The organism is Snodgrassella sp. M0110 (assembly GCF_016101465.1).
GTDB lineage: Bacteria > Pseudomonadota > Gammaproteobacteria > Burkholderiales > Neisseriaceae > Snodgrassella > Snodgrassella alvi.
On record NZ_JACFQM010000001.1, the window covers coordinates 258,314 to 277,147 of the forward strand.

The window sequence follows — 18,834 nt, forward strand, 5'->3', positions numbered from 1 at the left end:
AACAAATTTGATTTAATTAAAGGAATATATTAATGAAACTGAATAAATCTTTATTTTTCGGGGCGGTAAGTATTGCCATTATGAGCATTAGTATGGCATTTGCTTCACCTCAGCAGGCAGTAAGCCAGCTTAAAGACAATGCTACTCAGGTATTGAATATTTTAAGTTCAGCCAATGGTAAAAATGATAATCAGGTACGTCGTCAGGCTGAAAACTATGCAATTCCGTATTTTGATTTTGAGCGCATGACTGCACTGGCAGTAGGTGCTCCGTGGCGTACAGCCAGTACTGCACAGCAGCAGGCATTAACTCAGGAGTTTAAAACCCTGTTAATCCGTACTTATTCCGGCACTATGCTGAAATTTAAAAATGCTCAGGCAAATGTATACAATAATCCTGTCGTTAATAAGGGCGGACGCGAAATCATTGTGCGTGTAGATGTTACTACACCTAACAGTAAACCAGTACGTATGGATTACACACTGTATCAGGCAGGCAATATATACCGTATTTATAATGTAGCTGTAGAAGGTGCCAGTCTGGTGACTGTATACCGCAACCAGTTTAACCAGACTATCAGTCAGAAAGGCATAGATGGTTTAGTAGCGGATTTACGTGCCAAAAACGGTAAATAATCATGCAAACCAAAGTGCAGGGTAAAACCCTGATGATTCATGACAAGGTAACTATGGGTACAGTAGGAGAAAACGATTTCAAACGTTTCTGTGACTGTATCCAAACTGGACAAATAGAAAAAGTGGACGTCAGTGGTGTAACCGAAGCCGATTCTGCCTGCGTGGCATTACTCGTGGCAGCTAAACGGCTGGCGCACAAACAGAAATTTATGTTGCATATCGCCGGTGTGCCAGCGGGACTCATTACCCTAATGGCACTTTACGGTGTAGAGGAATCATTACAATGAGTAGTAAGAAAAAGTTGCTGGCAGGTTGTGTACTGCTTGTGCTCAGTCAGGCTGGCTGGGCAGCAGCAGAGCAGACCTATAAAGATCCGTATGAAGGATATAACCGGGTGATGTTCAATATTAATGATCATCTTGATCGTTACATCATGACCCCGGTTGCCCGCGGTTACCGGAAAGTAACTCCTTCACCTGTACGTACAGGCGTCAACAACTTTTTCAATAATCTGCGCGATGTGGTTAGTTTTGGCAGTAATCTGCTACGACTGGATATTGAAAAAGCCAGTACAGATTTCGTACGCGTGGGCATTAATACAACTTTTGGCCTGGGTGGTTTACTGGACATCGCTGATTTAGGTCAGATTCCGAATAATAAAAATACCCTTGGTGATACCTTTGCCTCATGGGGCTGGAAAAACAGTAATTACTTTGTTTATCCTCTTCTGGGTCCGTCGACAGTACGTGACAGTATCGGAAGTACCATTACTGATGTATTCCCGATAGAAAATGCCATTTTCAAAGATGATCCAGTTCGCTGGAGTCTTACCGGTCTGAATGGTGTTGCTTCGCGTGAAGCATTGCTGGATGTAACTGATAGCTTGAATGATGCTGCACTGGATCGCTATACATACATGCGTGATGTATATATGAAATTGCGTAACAATCAGGTAGGCGGCTCACTGTTTCCGGCAGATGATGAAGATGATGACGATATTGATAATCTGGTAGCTCCGGGTAGTGAGACTACAGCTACACCGCCTGCAGCTTCAGTATCCTCAAATAAATCAACTGTAAATACAACTGATTCTAATGATAGAGTACCAGCTACAGCTGCATCAGAAACAGATAAACAGACAGACAGTGCCACCATATCTGTGCCGGTTTCAGCAAGTCAGCCTTATTGGCAGCTGGATTAAACAATCAGCGTATAAAAATTATTATTACTTGATGAAGCCTGAATTCAGATTCGTATAAAACAGGAATAAGATTATGTATGAAGTTAATCGCAGTGTATTTTTGCTTGTTCCGCTTGAACCATTCTGGGCTTGGTTACAAAGCCTGCCCGATATCGATCTGGAACAGTTGTCACTGGATATCTTGCAACAGGATGCCAATGCCTATCTGACTTCTACCAGTGAAGATATAGATAATTTGTGGGTCGAGATTGAACAGCGTTATGAGGATATCTTTGCAGCAGAACTGGCTGACTGGTGTGAGGATGAAAGTTTATGGCCTGATTTAAGTTTTGATAATTTCAGAAGCTGGTTCGGAGTACAATTTTCCACAGTAGTAACAGATCTGGCACAGGAAGATTTGGTGCGTGAAGCTTTTGTACCGATCGCCCTGAGTTAAGAAGTTCAGTTGTTATATCATGAAAAAAGCCAATATTGATATTGGCTTTTTTCTTTAACACAGTTGTCTGGTATGGATTCTGTGAAGTAAAAAATTCATGTTGTCATAAAAAATACTGTATAAACTTTAAAATATCTAACTATATTTAATATAATCAATTAAAATTACCTATCGTAATCTTGCAATCAGTTTGTATACAATACACAAACGGAATTAAATTATATGCCGTACAGAAATAAATCTGTCTCGCGACGCCGGCTGTTACAGGCAGGCAGTGCTACCTTACTGGGAATGGCTATACCGCGTATGGTGCTGGCAGGTGCACAGCGTGAAGAAACGCTTTCCGATGATGTCGCTTCGATTATGCGCAATGCTGTTAATAATGCCAATCCTCCGCGTCTGATTTTCTCTTCACCGGCAGAGGCCAGTCGCTGGTTAAATGCTATGTCGAGCCGTTTGGCTTCGCATATTCCGGATGATTATGCACGAAAACGTTTATTAACCAATATTCAGTATGAATCAATGCGTGCCGGTCTGGATACACAGGTTATACTTGGTCTGATCGAAGTAGAAAGCCGTTTTCGTCAATATGCTATCTCCGGAGTAGGCGCCCGCGGTTTAATGCAGGTAATGCCTTTCTGGGTAAAACAAATTGGTCGTCCGGAACATAACTTATTCGATATTCGCACTAACTTACGTTACGGATGTACTATCCTGCGTTATTACCGAAATCGTGAGAATGGTAATATGGTAAGAGCGCTGGCGCGTTATAATGGTAGCTTAGGGCGTAGTACTTACTCGAATGCTGTTATCAATGCCTGGCAACGGCACTGGCAATGGACCTGAATTCCCGGCATTCTGCTATATTTGTAATCTTTTAATTATGGGTTGTCATCTTGGACAGCCTGTATTCATTATTAGGAAACCACCATGTCTGTTAATAAAGTCATCCTGGTTGGCCGTCTGGGTCGTGATCCTGAAACACGATATATGCCCAGCGGAGATGCAATAACCAATTTTTCCATAGCTACTGATGAACAGTGGCGTGACCGTAATGGTGAACGCCAGACTCGTACTGAATGGCATAATATTACTCTGTTCGGTAAATTGGGTGAGATAGCCAGCCAGTATTTGCGTAAAGGCAGTCAGGTGTTTATTGAGGGCAGGATTCAAAGCCGTAAATATACCGGTAAAGATGGTATCGAACGCACAGCATACGATATTATCGGCAGTGAAATGAAAATGTTGGGCAGTCGCAATGACGGTGCTTCTGGCTCAGGTAATAGCTATGATCAGATGAATAGCGGAACCAACTACGCACAGGGAGGTAACTATAATCAGGATGGTTATGATGCTGCACCTGCTGCTTCCAGTCCGCCACCGGCAGCTCCGCGCCGTCAGGCACCACGGCCGGCACCTACTCCTGCTCCGGTAGATGATATTGATGACGATATTCCGTTCTGAGTTATACATGAAGTAAAAATGTAAAATATAACTACAAATTAACAAGAGAATCGTTGAAAAAAAATGATTCTCTTTTTTACTTTATTATTAATAATTTACCCCCAATTTTATAGTGTTTATACATATTTATTTTGTAAAATCAAAGTAATATGTATAAATTAGAAATAGTTCTTTATCAAAGCAGAGTACGTTTTTTCCTCTATCGTTTAATAAAGAAACTGGTATACCTGATTTTTATTCCAACCTTATGGGTAACTGTATAGATACGCTATCAAGCTGCAGCAAATACGATTAGGAATAAACAAACTTGTTGGGGTCATACCAATGGTTAATGAATTGGGTGCAAGATAATCAATTAGCCATCTGTCTGATTTATTTCATAAAGAGATAAGTACCATCACTGAAAAAATGGGTCCTAAGTTTTCTTTCACCCACATATTCTTCATCATGATTGGAACTAAGATCTTTCTTGAAACGTAAATAAAGGATAACTTAAGTGTAGATAATGATTCTTAATGTTAAGATTTTATTTCTCCTGAAAAAAAGCAAAAATGAGACAACTTCTCATGAGGCATGCATCAGAAAAATAACAAAATGTTTGTAGTCAATGTTTTAAGCGATAAAATAAAAATCCTCTCCCACTAAAACATCATTTTCCAAATAATAAATCCCCGAAATATTCAGTCTCTTTTCTGTTGATTTTCTTGAATGATACATGGCAGTTTTTTCTGACAGCACAGTCCAAATTACTCTGCAACCAGTCTTTTCTTGCAGTATTTCCAGATAATCCTTCCTAATTAATAAATTTGTTTCTTTATTGTTGCTATAAAGAGATTCATCATATATAACCACCTCCCCATTATCGTTGACCCAAGAACCTGCAAATTGGTCGTTTTTAAGGTTTAAAGTTTCATGTAACAACTGAGTGGGAGCGGAAATATGATAAGACATATCATGATTTTTAATACCTTCTGAAATATGTCGTTCTGAGCATAAATAAACTTTTCCTATTATAGTTTTTTTTCTTATGCCTCTATTAAATTCAATTTCTTGCCAGTCTGTACTACCATAATAATCACTCTCATAGATTTTTAATAATGGTGACCAGTAATATTCTAGATTAAAAATATTGTTATAGCGCCGTACAGGCTCTGGCATTCGATTATCCATAAAATTTTTATTTTTTAGCTTTTTAACAACATTTTTAAAATCCTGCTCTTTCACAAGATAGGCATTAACCGTGTACCACATAGATTGATATTCAGATAAAATATCTTCTTTCCCCAATTTTTTTTCTGGTCTGAACGCAATATGTCTATCTAATGAAAACCATTCATTGTTTTGATAAGAATTTAAAATTAATGACTTTGAGTTAATTAAATTAGCTGTAGATACAGCCCAGGATTCAAGATCGTTTCCCCAGTCATTGTAAGTAGGTCTTTCTATTTCTCTAATATCAGACTTATTTGGCGAAATAAAACTTGGGTCAATATCCCTAAAAGATGGTTCAATAGAACCGTTATACCATATCTGCTTTTTATCATCATTCCACCTAGTAGCAGGGTCTGTTATTTGTGTATGGTCAGCTAATCTTGCAACTACTTCATACATAGCAAGCCATTGATATTTTTTACCAATTCTTTCTACGGTGTTGAGGAAACGAGAGTCAGAATACTGCTGTTGGTCAAATTTTCCATGTTTTTGAGCATCATAACCATATTTTTCAAAAATCAATTCAACAGCATAATTACTTAACTTATCAACATCAATATTTTTCCAATCATATAAATGTGATTGAAATGTATAACGTCCAAAATCACCATACCAACCTACACTACGGCCGTATTCAGTTGTCATTGATGATAATATTGTATTTTGTTCCAAATAAAAATCAGGAATAGATTCATTTTCATATTCAATTTTATATTTTTTATCAATTTCTTCATTAGTTGGTAAAATTGCGGGTATTGGTATACTTTTATATGGTGGTCGTATTCTTTCCAACGTCTTTAAGTCGCACTCTATTAGTTTATGGATATGAGAATATTCAATAATATTTCTAGCGAAATCCCTAACTAAAACATTAGGATAAACCTCTGATTGTAAGAATAAATCCTCAATTAAGAAGTAACACAATTTATCAATACCTTGATAATAAGATGATGAAAGCAATGCTCCATATGAAGCTGATAATACTCGTTCAAAAATATAAGGGTCATCAATGACGATAAAGTGTTTAATTAGTTTCTCTGCAACATCAAGATTGTTTTGTAATAGTCTTGCCAATGCAATTGTAGCGTTATCTCTTAATTGAATATAAGTGCTTGATAAAATCCAACTAATTGCAATTGCTATTAGCAATCTACTGTTATGGGATAAACTCTCTGAAAATCCTTTTTGCTTTGCCCACTCTATTAAATCCATTAGCGCAGGGAAGGAATTATATTTATTTTCACTAATCACTGTAGTCCAATATGAATCTCTAATAGCTAAATTGCTTTTTGATAGGCAGCGATAAAGTTGATTTGCATTTAATGGGTGATTTTCTTTTCCCGCAACCTTATATTGCATATCAATAAATTTTTTTAATAAAGAATCATTTTTAAATATATTTTCATAAATAAATCTCTTACATTTAGTTAAACTAAAATTCTTATTATTTCTCCAATATAAGCTGTCAATAAACGCATCTCCTAGCAAATGATTATTAAATCTATCATTTTCACTAAAAATTTCAAAAAATTCAAAATTACTTCTTAAAGGTAACAATATAGATAAAAACCCTAGAACACCTTGAGATATAGTCTTACCACTATATGTTATTGTGTCATTGTCTATTTTTAAAAGATTTTTGAAATTATTAATATCTTCAATATTATTAATAATGGCTTGAGCAGAAAAGTAATCATTAAATTTCTCATAAGAGAAAGTTAGAACCTCTTCCCCTCTAATCTGATTAGACATGAGTAAATGTACTGAAATTAATTCCTGTAAAAATAAATTCTCATTGATATTTCTGAAATTTAGAGAAGCTAAAACATTTAATGCCTCTTCATATTTAATATTAGAAGAATTTGTATGGAAAATAGTTTCAGCAATTTTTAGTAGATATTTCTCAACATACTTTAATGATTTTCTATATTCAAATTTTTCTGAAATTTTTTCATTAAAAACATCAATATATTTTTTAAAAATTTTATCAATATCAATGTCATCATATATTGAGCTAGATGTACTTTTTCTATATTCGCAAAAAATTTTAAGAAATAATGGGTTTTTAAATTCATTTAGCATCAGTGGTTCAGTTGGAAATGCTAATTGATAGTAGTCAAAAAAAGATTGAATAGCTTGATAAATATTGGTCTCAAAACCTTTATGCTTTACTACATTAAGATAATTTTTGGCTATATCCGAGGTTAAATTAGTTAAGATATTATCTTTATATTCACTTCTAATTGATAAAATAAGTGCTACCCATGGATATTTTTTAAACTTTTCAATAAAACCTGCTAATGTATCTTTCCACAGCTTTTGACCTTGTCCTTCATTTAAAGCATCAATAATAATAGGAACTCGTTCTTTCTGTATTTGTCCAATTGTATTTAATGCACCTAAAAATTCAGCTTCATTACAATACAATCGTAATTCATCTTGCAAAATTTGAGACCAAGGATTGATCTGTGTCGTTAATCTTTGACCCAATATAAAAATACAAGGCTTATGTTATAAAATTAAATGATTGGCAAAATCTCCCAATAAATGCGACTTACCTATACCGGCATCTCCATAAATAACCAAATATGGATAATCAATCAGATTGAATTGAGTACTTTTTAATTTATTGGATAGCTTTTCTAATTGATATATTTCAGAGCTAAACTCTTCCATTTCAATTTGTGTATCTAGCACCCAAATTTTTTATTGAACCATTGACCTGCTCTTGAAACCACATTTCAGAAAAGAATTCTTTATCAAACCAGTATTTAAGAATGCCGCTATTTTCTGGTTTCATTAATTTGTTGTTTAACTCAAAAGCTCCCCAGTATTCAATATCAATATTTATTTCTTGATTTAGAGCGAAATTTTTGCATTCATCAACAAATTTATTCCATCTATCTTGAAGATATTTTTTACCTTTAATTCTAGGATCTTGTTTGTCAATAGGACAGCAGACAATATATTTAATTAATCTAGGATGTGTTTTTAAAGCAGTTTGAAATGATTCTTTTATTTGTTTAAATTGCGGGTCTTGAATATCAAAGAAATATTTTGCCTGCCAACCAATCTCGTCACCATTCTCTAATATTAAATAGGCTTCAACACCACCATCAGGTGCATCTATCCGTGTAAAATATCCATTTTTTCTATTTTCACTAGATGCTAATTGACAAACTATCTCCTCAAAAGCTGTACGTTGAGACTGTTGGTAACTTTTTATTTGATGCCAGTTAATTTCTACTATAAAACCTGTTTAAATTGAAGATTTAAATTGATTTTGGGGCTGTTACAGACTATTCAACTACAATATTTTATTATTTCTCAATCTGGCTAAAAGCTTTTAAGTTCTTATCCTATCCTTCTCCTTTACCACCAAATGCCTCATTCGACCAAATTCAGTACTCCCTTTCAGTGAAATATCTTTAAAAGTTATTTAATTCAATTATATATGAGTAGTTAAATTAGATAGTATTTATTTTTGTGTTGATTGGATACCGATCAGATAAGATAATTAAATTTAGCTCTTAATTTATAGTAAAGATTATTATTTATATAATAAGTTATTATTTAATAATTAAGTAAATGTTTAAAATAAAGCATTTTTATGCCAGATTAAATGGTCTACCAGAACCCATTGATGCTGTTTTTTCTCATACCAGATAGTTAAATTTTCATCTTTATTGCTAGACCATGTAACTTCTCTGATTAGAATGTCTCTGTTTTCAATTTCTTTTTCTGTAAATGTGTTTCTTAAACCAATTCTGAATTCTGAAATCACACCATCTCCTTTGCCTAAAATAAAAGTACTATCTGTTAATGGCGGGTATTTTGATACTAAAGTATTAACTGGTATCTGTTGTATTTGATTTAAATTTATATTTTTTTCAGTAATAAATTCTGTATTTACATTCAGAGTATCTGTTTTATAGCTTTCTTCTAATGATTTGGTTTTATTACAGGCAGATAACAATATTACTAATAGCATAGCTACAAAATTTTTATTTGTTTTAAATAGATTCATATTGAAATAATTTTGGATTTTTAAACGGGATTATTTGATTAGATATAAAACAAGAGCGAAAGGATATACTAATAGCCTTATTTAAATCTAATTAGCGTAGTGATGTTGAGTATTTTATCAAAAAACCAATTAATGTATATATTTTTTAAATAGTTAGTAGCATTATTCTTTATGGTAATTTTGTTCTGATAAATTTCAGCAAAAAATTTATATCTGGTTAATTCTCCTTATCAGGCGAAACTGAATTTTTTAAAATTCATAAAAGAAAGCTGAATTGATTTACTATATATTATGAAATAACTAAAAGATTAGATAACTGAGGCAAAAATTAATAAAAGAATTAAAATATGTATACATTTGTTGAATATATTTAAATAAAGTTTGGGATTTAGATAAATCTGGCGATGATTGGTTCGATTAATCAGATTAATGAACATATAAAGCCACAGTATTGATGATGAATATTATGGCAAATTAAATTAGCTGATTATTCTATGAAATAGTCGTTATAAACATTGCTATTTTATACCGGTCTGCTAAAATAGCACCTATGGAACAGCGCAAGCCGCCAAAATCGGGCGGCTTGCTTTTTGTTATTAATACGAAATACCGTTGATGCATTCTGCAGCGGTATCTTGGAGAAATATGATGCAAAAAATTCCGTTGACCGTAATTGGTGCTAATTTGCTGAAACAAGAGCTACAAGAGCTTAAAAGTGTAGCTCGGCCGGCTGTAATTGAAGCAATTGCTGAAGCACGTTCGCATGGCGATCTGTCGGAAAATGCAGAATATGAAGCTGCTAAAGAAAAACAGGGCTTTATTGAAGGCAGGATTGCTGAAATTGAGCACAAGCTTTCTCTGGCGCATATTATTGATCCAAAAGAAACCAATGCTGATGGTAAGGTGGTTTTTGGTGCTACAGTGAAAATGCAGGATCTGGAAACCGAAGAAGTAGTGAGTTACCAGATTGTGGGTGAAGATGAGGCAGATATTAAACAGGCTAAAATTTATGTCGGTTCACCTATAGCACGTGCTCTGATTGGTAAAGAAGAGGGTGATGTGGCAGAAGTTCAGGCACCGGGCGGTATTCGCGAATATGAAATTCTTGAAGTGTTTTATATTTAATTTATCTGCATTTAAAAAATTGTTTACTGTTTTACAGAAACTAGCCGGATAAAATAAAAGCGATTCATGTAATGAATCGCTTTTATTTATTCTGCCGGATTCTCTTTGCGGCGGAATAATATTAGTTGTTTGCCAATATGCTGAATTAATTCGGCATGAGTAGCTTTACATAGTTCTTCTGCAATGGCTATACGCGCTGCACGATCGTCACCTGCTACCTGTACTTTAATCAGTTCATGTGCATCAAGATTACGATTGGTTTCGGTGATTACTTCAGTAGTCAGTCCGTGCTGACCAATCAGTACTACTGCATGTAATTGATGTGCACGAGCTTTTAATGCCATTTTTTCTTTACTGTTTAATTTATCTGTTGCCATTTTACTTTCCGGATTAATTACGATCTGATTAGCCTGTTATTCAAGTTAGGTTCAGAGTTAAGCTATTTTAAATGAGACAGACGATTTTTTATAGTTGAGAGGGTCTGTATATCTGCATTGAAAATAAAAATTCAAAATCAGTATATTAATAAGGTATTTCTTATTTTAATTAAAATAGTAATTTATAAAACATTCAGGTATATTTAATTTCTGTGATATTTGTTTATTGTTGGTAATATTTATTCTATTTTAATTAGTTAGCAAAAATTAATATCTTTTTCGTTAAGTCATTATAATTATGAAATTTTCGCAGATTTTGGGCCTTGGCATACTGAGAGTTCTGGATACCTTTATTTTCAGATTAGTTGCAGGGCTTGGGTTGTGCGTGGTTTGTCTGCATTTAGTGTCGCATATATATACTAGAAGCAGCATCAAAAACCAATCTCATTATCCTTTTGAAGTTGCGGTATTTCAGTCTGATGGTACTTTTACTCAGGTAAATTATAGTACTAATAGAGATTTTAAACCGGAAAATACGTCATTTCTGGCCAAATTCCCCAGTGGGCGGGATAAATCATCAGATGGTAATTATTCCTTCAGTTATAAGGTACTTAAAGAGGAGCCACAGCTTCAATTGATTGAGATTGAAACTATTGACCTGGAAAATGATAGAAATACATGGGCAACATATGTTGCTACGGCCGATACTATCATGCCATTGAGTACCAGAATTGAAACCCCTGCTTATCTGCCGCTATGCGCTCTTATAGCTTTTATTCTGGTGCAGCTAATGAAACAATTTATCAGATATGTGCGCTGGTGTTTCACTATGTCAATCTATTCAGATGAGTAACTTACACTAAAAAAAGATTTGGAATAAAATCTGAGAGAGACAGGTCTGATTAATTGCTAAGTATAGCCGGTGGATAAAATTATTTATGCTGATGAATTTATCTTTTATATAAGGGGAAATGCTGTATTCTGTATCAATTTCACGATACAATGTGGTGATTTTTTCAAGAATTTGCATCATGGGTGTTCGCTCTAAATCTTCCAGTGCATGGCTCAACGAGCATGTTAACGATCATTATGTTCATCTGGCTCAGAAAGAAGGCTACCGTGCACGCGCAGCCTATAAGTTGCTGGAAATCAATGATAAGGATCATCTGATACGACCGGGTGCGGTAGTGGCTGACCTTGGCAGTGCTCCGGGTAGCTGGTCGCAGGTTGCGGCCAGGCTAGCTGGTGCGGCAGGACAGGTATTTGCACTGGATATTCTGCCTATGGAACCAGTGACGGGTGTACGTTTTATTCAGGGTGATTTTCGCGAGAATGACGTGCTGGCAAAGTTTGAAACTTTGCTGGATGGTTGTGAACTGGATCTTGTAATTTGTGATATGGCACCCAATATGTCTGGCAATAACATTACTGATCAGGCACGCAGTTTTTATCTGGCAGAATTGGGTCTGGAGTTTGCTCAGGCACATCTCAAACCGGGTGGTGATTTTCTGGTGAAGGTGTTTCAGGGAGCAGGTCTGCAAGAGTTTCAGCAGGCTATGAAGGATTGTTTTGCTCAGGTAATGGTTCGCAAGCCGAAAGCATCCCGTGACCGCTCGAGCGAAATTTATTTGCTTGGTCGCGGTAAAAAATAGTAGTTATAGCCAATGCTATATGAAGAAGTTGGCTATATTAACTATTCTGAACAACAATTAATTAACCTCCTTAGGAGTTTCTGACAGTGCGGAATACCGTAAAGAATCTTTTGGTCTGGCTGGTGCTGGCGTTAGTATTAATGGCCGCATTCAATGCCATTACTGAGAAAAAAGAGAGTAAACAGCAAATTGAATACTCTCAGTTTATTCAGCAGGTTAACAAGGGTGAGATTGCCAGTGTAAATATTGAAGGTTCAGTGATTAATGGTCTGCAGCTGAAGGGCCAGCGTCATGATAAATCTTCTTTCATTACCAATGCACCGACACCGCTGGAAAATAATTTTGTTAGTAATCTGATAGCGAAAAATATTCGGGTTAATGTGATTCCGGAAGAAAAACCGGGTATTTTGACTAATATGTTTATCAGCATATTACCTATACTGTTGCTGATTGGTGTATTTTTTTATTTCATGCGCTCCACACAAGGCGGCGGAGGCAAGGGTGGTGCCTTTTCTTTTGGTAAAAGCCGTGCCCGATTACTGGATAAAGAGTCTAATAAAACAACCTTTGCTGATGTAGCTGGTTGTGATGAGGCTAAGGAAGAAGTGCAGGAAATTGTGGATTATCTGCGGGCACCACAGCGTTATCAGACGCTTGGCGGACGCGTACCGCGCGGTATTCTGATGTGTGGCAGACCGGGTACAGGTAAAACATTACTGGCAAAAGCAATTGCCGGCGAAGCTCAGGTGCCGTTTTTCAGTATTTCCGGTTCCGATTTTGTAGAGATGTTTGTTGGTGTGGGTGCATCGCGTGTTCGCGATATGTTTGAGCAGGCAAAAAAGAATGCTCCCTGTCTGATTTTTATCGATGAAATTGATGCGGTAGGCCGCCAGCGTGGTGCTGGTTTGGGTGGCGGTAATGATGAACGTGAGCAAACACTGAATCAGTTGCTTGTGGAGATGGATGGTTTTGAAAGCAATACAACAGTTATTGTGATTGCGGCAACTAACCGTCCGGATGTGCTTGATCCTGCTCTGATGCGACCAGGCCGTTTTGACCGTCAGGTAGTGGTACCGTTACCGGATATCCGTGGACGTGAACAGATTCTGAAAGTACATGCTGCTAAAGTGCCTCTGGATAAATCAGTGGATTTACCTGTGCTGGCACGTGGTACTCCGGGTTTTTCCGGCGCTGATCTAGCCAATCTAGTAAATGAGGCTGCTCTGTTTGCAGGTCGTCGGAATAAGACCAAAGTAGACATGAGTGACTTTGAAGATGCTAAAGATAAGATTTACATGGGTCCTGAGCGCCGTTCCATGGTTATGCATGAGGATGAGAAAAAAGCCACAGCTTATCATGAATCAGGTCACGCTGTTGTTGCTGAGACACTGGATTTTACAGATCCGGTACATAAAGTAACGATTATGCCCCGCGGGCGTGCTCTTGGTCTGACTTGGCAGCTGCCGGAACGTGACCGCATCAGTATGTATGAAGATCAGATGCTTAATCAGATTTCAATTCTGTTTGGTGGTCGTATAGCTGAACAGTTGTTTATTGGTCGTGTGTCTACTGGCGCTTCTAATGACTTTGAACGTGCTACTCAGATTGCGCGTGATATGGTAACCCGTTATGGTATGTCCAAAAAAATGGGACCTGTAGTATATGGTGAAAATGAAAATGAAGTGTTTCTCGGGCGCTCTGTAACGCAATCGAAAAATATTTCTGAAAAAACCATGCAGGAAGTAGATGCTGAAGTACGTCGCATCCTTGATGAGCAGTATGAAATTGCTTATAAAATTCTGGATGAGAATCGCGATAAGATGCATACCATGGCTAAGGCTCTGATTGAATGGGAAACCATTGACCGTGATCAGGTGCTGGAAATTATGGCCGGTAAGCAGCCTAGTCCGCCAAAAGATTTCAGTGAAAATATAGTTGAGGATGGTGATACTGAGCAGCCGTTAGCTGAGACTGAAACTGAAGCTAAGACTGATGCGGTAGCTGAAACCGAAACAGGCGCTAAAGCGGATGGAGCAACTCAATCCGAAACTAAAGCTGATGCTGTGGCTGAGGATGCAGATAATACTGAATCTAAAGCATCTGCACCTGAACAGAAATCACAGGACTAATTAATGTAGTTATATGATTTTTAACGGCAGCAATAGCTGCCGTTTTTTCTATGTTTTATCTGAAAATAAGAGGCACAAAATATAATAGTAATACTGAAAATAGTTATTCTGGTATATAGGTATATGCTATTTTGGTTTATCTGAATTGTTGAAAAGCATGGTAATTTAAGTCAGGAAGATTCTGTATTATGTAAATGATAAAATACTGGTAAAAGCTGGTGTGATAAATTCAGCCAAACGGTTCATTCATGAAAGTAGTAAATCAATATTTCCTATGAGGCAAATATTCTTTCATTAATTAATTTGGCTGGCTTTAAAATAGGTGAATTTATAAATTGAATATTTCTCCATTATTATCAGTTATAAATGTGAAATCAGAGCAATTATGATGCTTACATTGAGTCCGGATTATTTATATAACTCAGATAATGACAGGATATTTAAATCTTGAGATTTATCAATTTATTTTACATCAAGGTATTCTGTCTTAGTTCTGATAGCAATTCTGGTTGTAGTTCAATATATATCTTTGTTAATTTCAATATTTTTTGATTTGCAATGATTTTTAATAGATTTTATGTTTTTGTTATTTTCAGTGAGTCTGAATTTGTACTTTGCGAATAAAAAAATCGAGATGCGAAGAGAAATAACTTTATTTGGCTAATCAGAATTTATTGTTAGTATTATTGGTTTAACCACAAATACAGACTGTATGATTATTTGATAAATGTTAAGGGATTATGATTAAGTATGGATAATTCTGGTCAAAATTACTGGCAGTGCGGGCGCTTTCAAATTGATTTGGCGCAGCCGAAAATTATGGGAATCGTCAATTTAACGCCGGATTCATTTTCAGATGGCGGAAGTTACAGTACTGCTCTGACTCTGGCATTAAAGCATGCGGAACAGTTATTAAAGGATGGGGCAGATATTCTGGATATTGGCGGAGAGAGCTCCCGTCCCGGATCTAATTTTGTTTCACCCCAGGATGAGTGGAAGCGTATTGAGCTAGTATTAAGAGAGTTGGTTACCTGGAATGTACCATTAACTGTCGATACACGCCGCACTTGGGTAATGCGTCAGTTACTTGAGCAGCAGCTGGCTGACGGAATAAATGATATTCAGGCACTGGAAGATACTGGTGCAGTGGATTTACTTGCGCAGCAGCAAAATATTGGTGTGTGTCTGATGCATATGCAGGGACAGCCGGAAAATATGCAGCATAATCCTGAATATCAGGATGTAGTTACTGAAGTTGGTCAGTATTTGCAGCAACGGGTATCTGTGTGTAATCAGGCTGGGATTGAACGTTCGCGTCTGACAATAGATCCGGGTTTTGGTTTTGGTAAGAGTCTTCAGCATAATATTGCATTAATGCAGCACTTTGCAGACTGGCATGCGGCCGCCGGTTGTCCGGTACTGATTGGGGTATCACGTAAAACTATGATTGGTTTACTGACTGATGAAACTGAACCAAGACAACGGGTTGTCGGAAGTGTGGTGGCTGCAGTAGCAGCCGTGGCACGTGGTGCAGCAATTATACGGGTACATGATGTACGTGAAACATGTCAGGGTTTACAGGTATGGGCGGCCTTGGGCGGAAGTATTTAATAAGATAGGTTGCAGATTGTCAGCAGACGCGGGCTGCGGTTTTTATTATGTAATCTAAGTGGAATTTAATAGGATTCAGATTTATTGTGAACCGGATAGTTTTCAAATAACATTTTATTTACTGACTGAACAGCTATGCCTGTTCTACAATAATAGTCTTAAATTAATCGGTCGGAGCAGGTGATGGCAAAAAAATATTTTGGTACAGACGGGGTGCGTGGTGAAGTTGGTAAGTTTCCGGTAACCCCCGAATTTGTACTGAAATTAGCGTATGCTGCCGGACATGTATTGGTACAACATGGAACTGATCATCAGCCTACTGTGCTGATTGGTAAAGATACAAGAATTTCCGGTTATATGTTGGAAGCAGCAATGGAAGCGGGCTTTACAGCAGCAGGGGTAAATGTACTGCTTACCGGACCATTACCTACACCGGGTGTGGCTTATTTAACCCGTGCACTGCGTCTGGATTGTGGGGTGATGATATCTGCTTCACATAATGCTTATCATGATAATGGTATTAAATTTTTTGCAGAGGGCGGAGTCAAGTTAAGTGATATTCTGGAGCTGGAAATTGAAGCAGAGCTGGAAAAGCCGGTAAAAACTGTACCCTCCAGCGAGCTTGGTCGTGCGCGGCGCATAAATGGTGCTGTTGACCGTTATATTGAGTTTTGTAAATCTACTTTTCCGAATCATTTGAATTTGCGTGGTTTGAAGCTGGTGGTAGATACGGCAAATGGTGCGGCCTATGCTGTGGCACCTAAGGTATTTCATGAGCTGGGTGCAGATGTGGTCTGCATCGGCGATCAGCCGGATGGTTATAATATCAATCAGAAAATCGGGGCAACATATACTAAGTCACTACAGGCAGCAGTATTACAGAATGAAGCCGATTATGGTATTGCGCTGGATGGTGACGGCGACAGGCTGATGATGGTGGATAAATTCGGCAAAGTCTATGATGGGGATACGCTCATTTATGTAATTGCCAAAGCTCGTGCTGCAGCAGGCTGTCTGGATGGCGGTGTAGTGGGGACGGTTATGACCAATCTTGCTATGGAGCTGGCGTTTAAGCGGCTGGGCATTGATTTTGTCCGCGCTAAAGTAGGTGACCGTTATGTTCTGGAACAGCTGCATCAGCATCAGTGGTCACTGGGAGGAGAAGCTTCCGGTCATATAGTTTGTCTGGATAAGCATAATACTGGTGACGGAATTATTGCAGCTTTACAGGTCTTTGCAGCCTTACAGGTTTTACAGCAGGATTTAGCCAGTATACTTACTGACTGGCAGCCTTTTCCGCAAACTATGATTAATGTTCATATTGAGCCTGATCAGGACTGGCAGAGTATTGCGGCGCCGGTAGCTGATGAGGTGATAAAACAGCTCGGAGATAATGGACGTGTGGTACTTCGCCCGTCAGGAACAGAACCGGTGGTGCGGGTTATGGTAGAAGCTCGTCAGACTGAAGTTGCGCGTCAGGCAGCTGAAAAAATTGCCAATGCAATTAAGTCGGGTTTGGCAGAATAAATCTGTCTGACAGGAATAAAAAAAGAACGGGCATTTTATGTTTGCATTGCTGGAAGCTTTTTTTACTGAGTATGGCTATGCAGCGGTATTTCTGGTATTGGTCGCCTGCGGCTTTGGTGTGCCAATACCGGAAGACGTAACGCTGGTTGCCGGTGGTGTTATAGCCGGACTGGGACATGCGCATGTACATACCATGTTTATGGTAGGTATGGCTGGTGTTCTGGTAGGCGATGGTATGATGTTTAGTGCCGGACGCGTATTTGGTCATCGTATTCTGAAATTTCGTTTTGTTCAGCGGGTAATGACGCCCAGGCGCTATGCCCAGGTACAGGATAAATTTGATAAATATGGTAGCTGGGTATTATTTATAGCCCGTTTTCTGCCGGGTTTGCGTACCCCGATTTATATTACCGCCGGGATCAGCGGGAAAGTTTCTATACCGAAATTTTTGCTGATGGATGGTCTAGCTGCAATGATTTCAGTACCCGTGTGGGTGTATCTGGGTGAATATGGTGCGGAAAATATTGACTGGCTGATGCATAAGGTGCATCAGTTCCAGGCAGTTGTGTATGTTGTGATTGGCGTTGGTGCACTGGCACTAGTCTATTACTGGTGGAAAAAGCGTCAGCGTATCCAGTTTTTTAAACGTAAAATTGCTGAAATTCGTCAGCGCAGGCGCAATCGTAAGCAGCAAAAACAAAATTTGAAGTAATACGCCGGAAATAAAGAAAAAGACAGTTGAGAAAACTGTCTTTTTTTATTTATGGTCGCTATGTTAATTTATTATTTAGTTTCGCCGATTTTACCTTCACGACCGCTGAACAGGTTTTTGATATTGCTTTTATGCCGGTAAAGAACCAGTATATCAATCACTATAACAGCAATTACCCAGCTTAACTGAGGCATAAACCACCAGGCAGCAAACGGGCTGATCAGAGTAGCTATTAATGCGGCCAGTGAAGATACTTTGAAACCAAAGGCCATAATCAGCCATACTGCTGCACAAATAAGTGCAGTAGGCCATGATAAAGCCAGGAGTACACCCAGTGCAGTAGCTACGCCTTTACCACCTTTAAATTTGAAAAATACCGGCCACATGTGGCCAATGAGAACAACTACGGCAATGATGGCAATGGTATTGCTGTCCAGTTGCCAGACCGTCTGATAGTGTTTTGCCAGCCAGACGGCCAGCCAGCCTTTGAGTGCATCGCCTAGCAGTGTAAGAGCAGCGGCGCTTTTTTTGCCTGTACGCAAAACATTGGTAGCACCGGGATTGCCGGAACCATAGCTGTGCGGGTCGGGCATACCCATACAGCGTGAAACAATAACGGCAAAAGACAGAGAGCCCAGTAAATAGGCACCGATAATTGCAAGGTAATTGACCATAAAGCGGTTTCTTTAGTCTACAATCTGAGGGTTTGCATTTTAGCTCAGTAGG

General features: G+C 37.9%; 18 protein-coding genes. 13 read left to right on the forward strand and 5 right to left on the reverse strand.

Features of this window, described 5'->3' with window-relative positions; translation table 11 throughout:
• Positions 1–38: 38 nt before the first annotated feature.
• The 6 genes from H3T84_RS01165 to H3T84_RS01190 all read left to right on the forward strand — a co-directional run bounded on the left by H3T84_RS01165 (position 39) and on the right by H3T84_RS01190 (position 3,736).
• Positions 39–635 carry a phospholipid-binding protein MlaC gene (locus tag H3T84_RS01165; RefSeq protein ID WP_037475877.1) on the forward strand — a complete coding sequence of 199 codons (597 nt, stop codon included), beginning with the start codon at positions 39–41 and terminating at the stop codon, positions 633–635.
• 2 nt (positions 636–637) lie between these two features.
• Positions 638–922, forward strand: a complete 285-nt coding sequence (locus H3T84_RS01170) for a lipid asymmetry maintenance protein MlaB (RefSeq protein ID WP_037475761.1) — start codon at positions 638–640, stop codon at positions 920–922.
• Complete coding sequence (locus H3T84_RS01175) at positions 919–1,836, forward strand: VacJ family lipoprotein (protein ID WP_198217261.1); 918 nt, start codon at positions 919–921, stop codon at positions 1,834–1,836. Before H3T84_RS01170 ends, H3T84_RS01175 begins: the two co-directional genes overlap by 4 nt.
• 73 nt (positions 1,837–1,909) lie before the next feature.
• Positions 1,910–2,272 (forward strand): hypothetical protein, encoded by a 363-nt coding sequence (locus H3T84_RS01180; protein WP_037475763.1) that lies wholly within the window; start codon positions 1,910–1,912, stop codon positions 2,270–2,272.
• A gap of 222 nt (positions 2,273–2,494) precedes the next feature.
• Positions 2,495–3,118, forward strand: coding sequence for a lytic transglycosylase domain-containing protein (locus H3T84_RS01185; RefSeq protein WP_198217263.1), 624 nt, complete (start codon positions 2,495–2,497; stop codon positions 3,116–3,118).
• 84 nt (positions 3,119–3,202) lie between these two features.
• The gene (locus tag H3T84_RS01190; RefSeq protein WP_037475768.1) at positions 3,203–3,736 is read left to right on the forward strand and encodes a single-stranded DNA-binding protein; all 534 of its coding nucleotides are present in this window, start codon (positions 3,203–3,205) and stop codon (positions 3,734–3,736) included.
• A gap of 612 nt (positions 3,737–4,348) precedes the next feature.
• Here H3T84_RS01190 and H3T84_RS01195 read toward each other — a convergent pair.
• From H3T84_RS01195 to H3T84_RS01205, 3 genes are all read right to left on the reverse strand, one after another.
• The gene (locus H3T84_RS01195) at positions 4,349–7,438 is read right to left on the reverse strand and encodes a hypothetical protein (protein ID WP_198217265.1); all 3,090 of its coding nucleotides are present in this window, start codon (positions 7,436–7,438) and stop codon (positions 4,349–4,351) included.
• A 21-nt stretch (positions 7,439–7,459) separates the two neighbouring features.
• Complete coding sequence (locus tag H3T84_RS01200; protein ID WP_198217267.1) at positions 7,460–7,645, reverse strand: ATP-binding protein; 186 nt, start codon at positions 7,643–7,645, stop codon at positions 7,460–7,462.
• A gap of 895 nt (positions 7,646–8,540) precedes the next feature.
• Positions 8,541–8,975, reverse strand: coding sequence for a hypothetical protein (locus H3T84_RS01205; protein ID WP_100125818.1), 435 nt, complete (start codon positions 8,973–8,975; stop codon positions 8,541–8,543).
• 648 nt (positions 8,976–9,623) lie between these two features.
• Here H3T84_RS01205 and greA point away from each other — a divergent pair.
• On the forward strand, positions 9,624–10,100 hold the full coding sequence (greA, locus tag H3T84_RS01210; protein WP_025331212.1) for a transcription elongation factor GreA: 477 nt from the start codon (positions 9,624–9,626) through the stop codon (positions 10,098–10,100).
• Between the two features lie 86 nt (positions 10,101–10,186).
• Here the strand turns inward: greA and yhbY are convergent, their stop codons facing one another.
• Positions 10,187–10,477 carry a ribosome assembly RNA-binding protein YhbY gene (gene yhbY, locus H3T84_RS01215; RefSeq protein WP_041881436.1) on the reverse strand — a complete coding sequence of 97 codons (291 nt, stop codon included), beginning with the start codon at positions 10,475–10,477 and terminating at the stop codon, positions 10,187–10,189.
• Positions 10,478–10,775: 298 nt separating this feature from the next.
• Between yhbY and H3T84_RS01220 the strand changes: the two genes are divergently transcribed.
• From H3T84_RS01220 to H3T84_RS01245, 6 genes are all read left to right on the forward strand, one after another.
• Complete coding sequence (locus H3T84_RS01220) at positions 10,776–11,330, forward strand: hypothetical protein (protein ID WP_198217269.1); 555 nt, start codon at positions 10,776–10,778, stop codon at positions 11,328–11,330.
• 178 nt (positions 11,331–11,508) lie between these two features.
• The gene (locus H3T84_RS01225; RefSeq protein WP_041880460.1) at positions 11,509–12,129 is read left to right on the forward strand and encodes an RlmE family RNA methyltransferase; all 621 of its coding nucleotides are present in this window, start codon (positions 11,509–11,511) and stop codon (positions 12,127–12,129) included.
• An 86-nt stretch (positions 12,130–12,215) separates the two neighbouring features.
• Entirely contained in the window at positions 12,216–14,258 is a 2,043-nt protein-coding gene (gene ftsH / locus H3T84_RS01230; RefSeq protein ID WP_198217277.1) for an ATP-dependent zinc metalloprotease FtsH, read from the forward strand.
• Between the two features lie 750 nt (positions 14,259–15,008).
• The gene (gene folP, locus H3T84_RS01235; protein WP_198217279.1) at positions 15,009–15,869 is read left to right on the forward strand and encodes a dihydropteroate synthase; all 861 of its coding nucleotides are present in this window, start codon (positions 15,009–15,011) and stop codon (positions 15,867–15,869) included.
• A 183-nt stretch (positions 15,870–16,052) separates the two neighbouring features.
• Positions 16,053–17,396 carry a phosphoglucosamine mutase gene (gene glmM / locus H3T84_RS01240; protein ID WP_084565496.1) on the forward strand — a complete coding sequence of 448 codons (1,344 nt, stop codon included), beginning with the start codon at positions 16,053–16,055 and terminating at the stop codon, positions 17,394–17,396.
• A gap of 37 nt (positions 17,397–17,433) precedes the next feature.
• Positions 17,434–18,108, forward strand: coding sequence for a DedA family protein (locus H3T84_RS01245; protein ID WP_084552052.1), 675 nt, complete (start codon positions 17,434–17,436; stop codon positions 18,106–18,108).
• A gap of 71 nt (positions 18,109–18,179) precedes the next feature.
• On the opposite strand, the gene plsY is transcribed toward H3T84_RS01245, so the two are convergent.
• Positions 18,180–18,782, reverse strand: coding sequence for a glycerol-3-phosphate 1-O-acyltransferase PlsY (gene plsY / locus H3T84_RS01250; protein ID WP_078475673.1), 603 nt, complete (start codon positions 18,780–18,782; stop codon positions 18,180–18,182).
• Positions 18,783–18,834 lie beyond the last annotated feature (52 nt).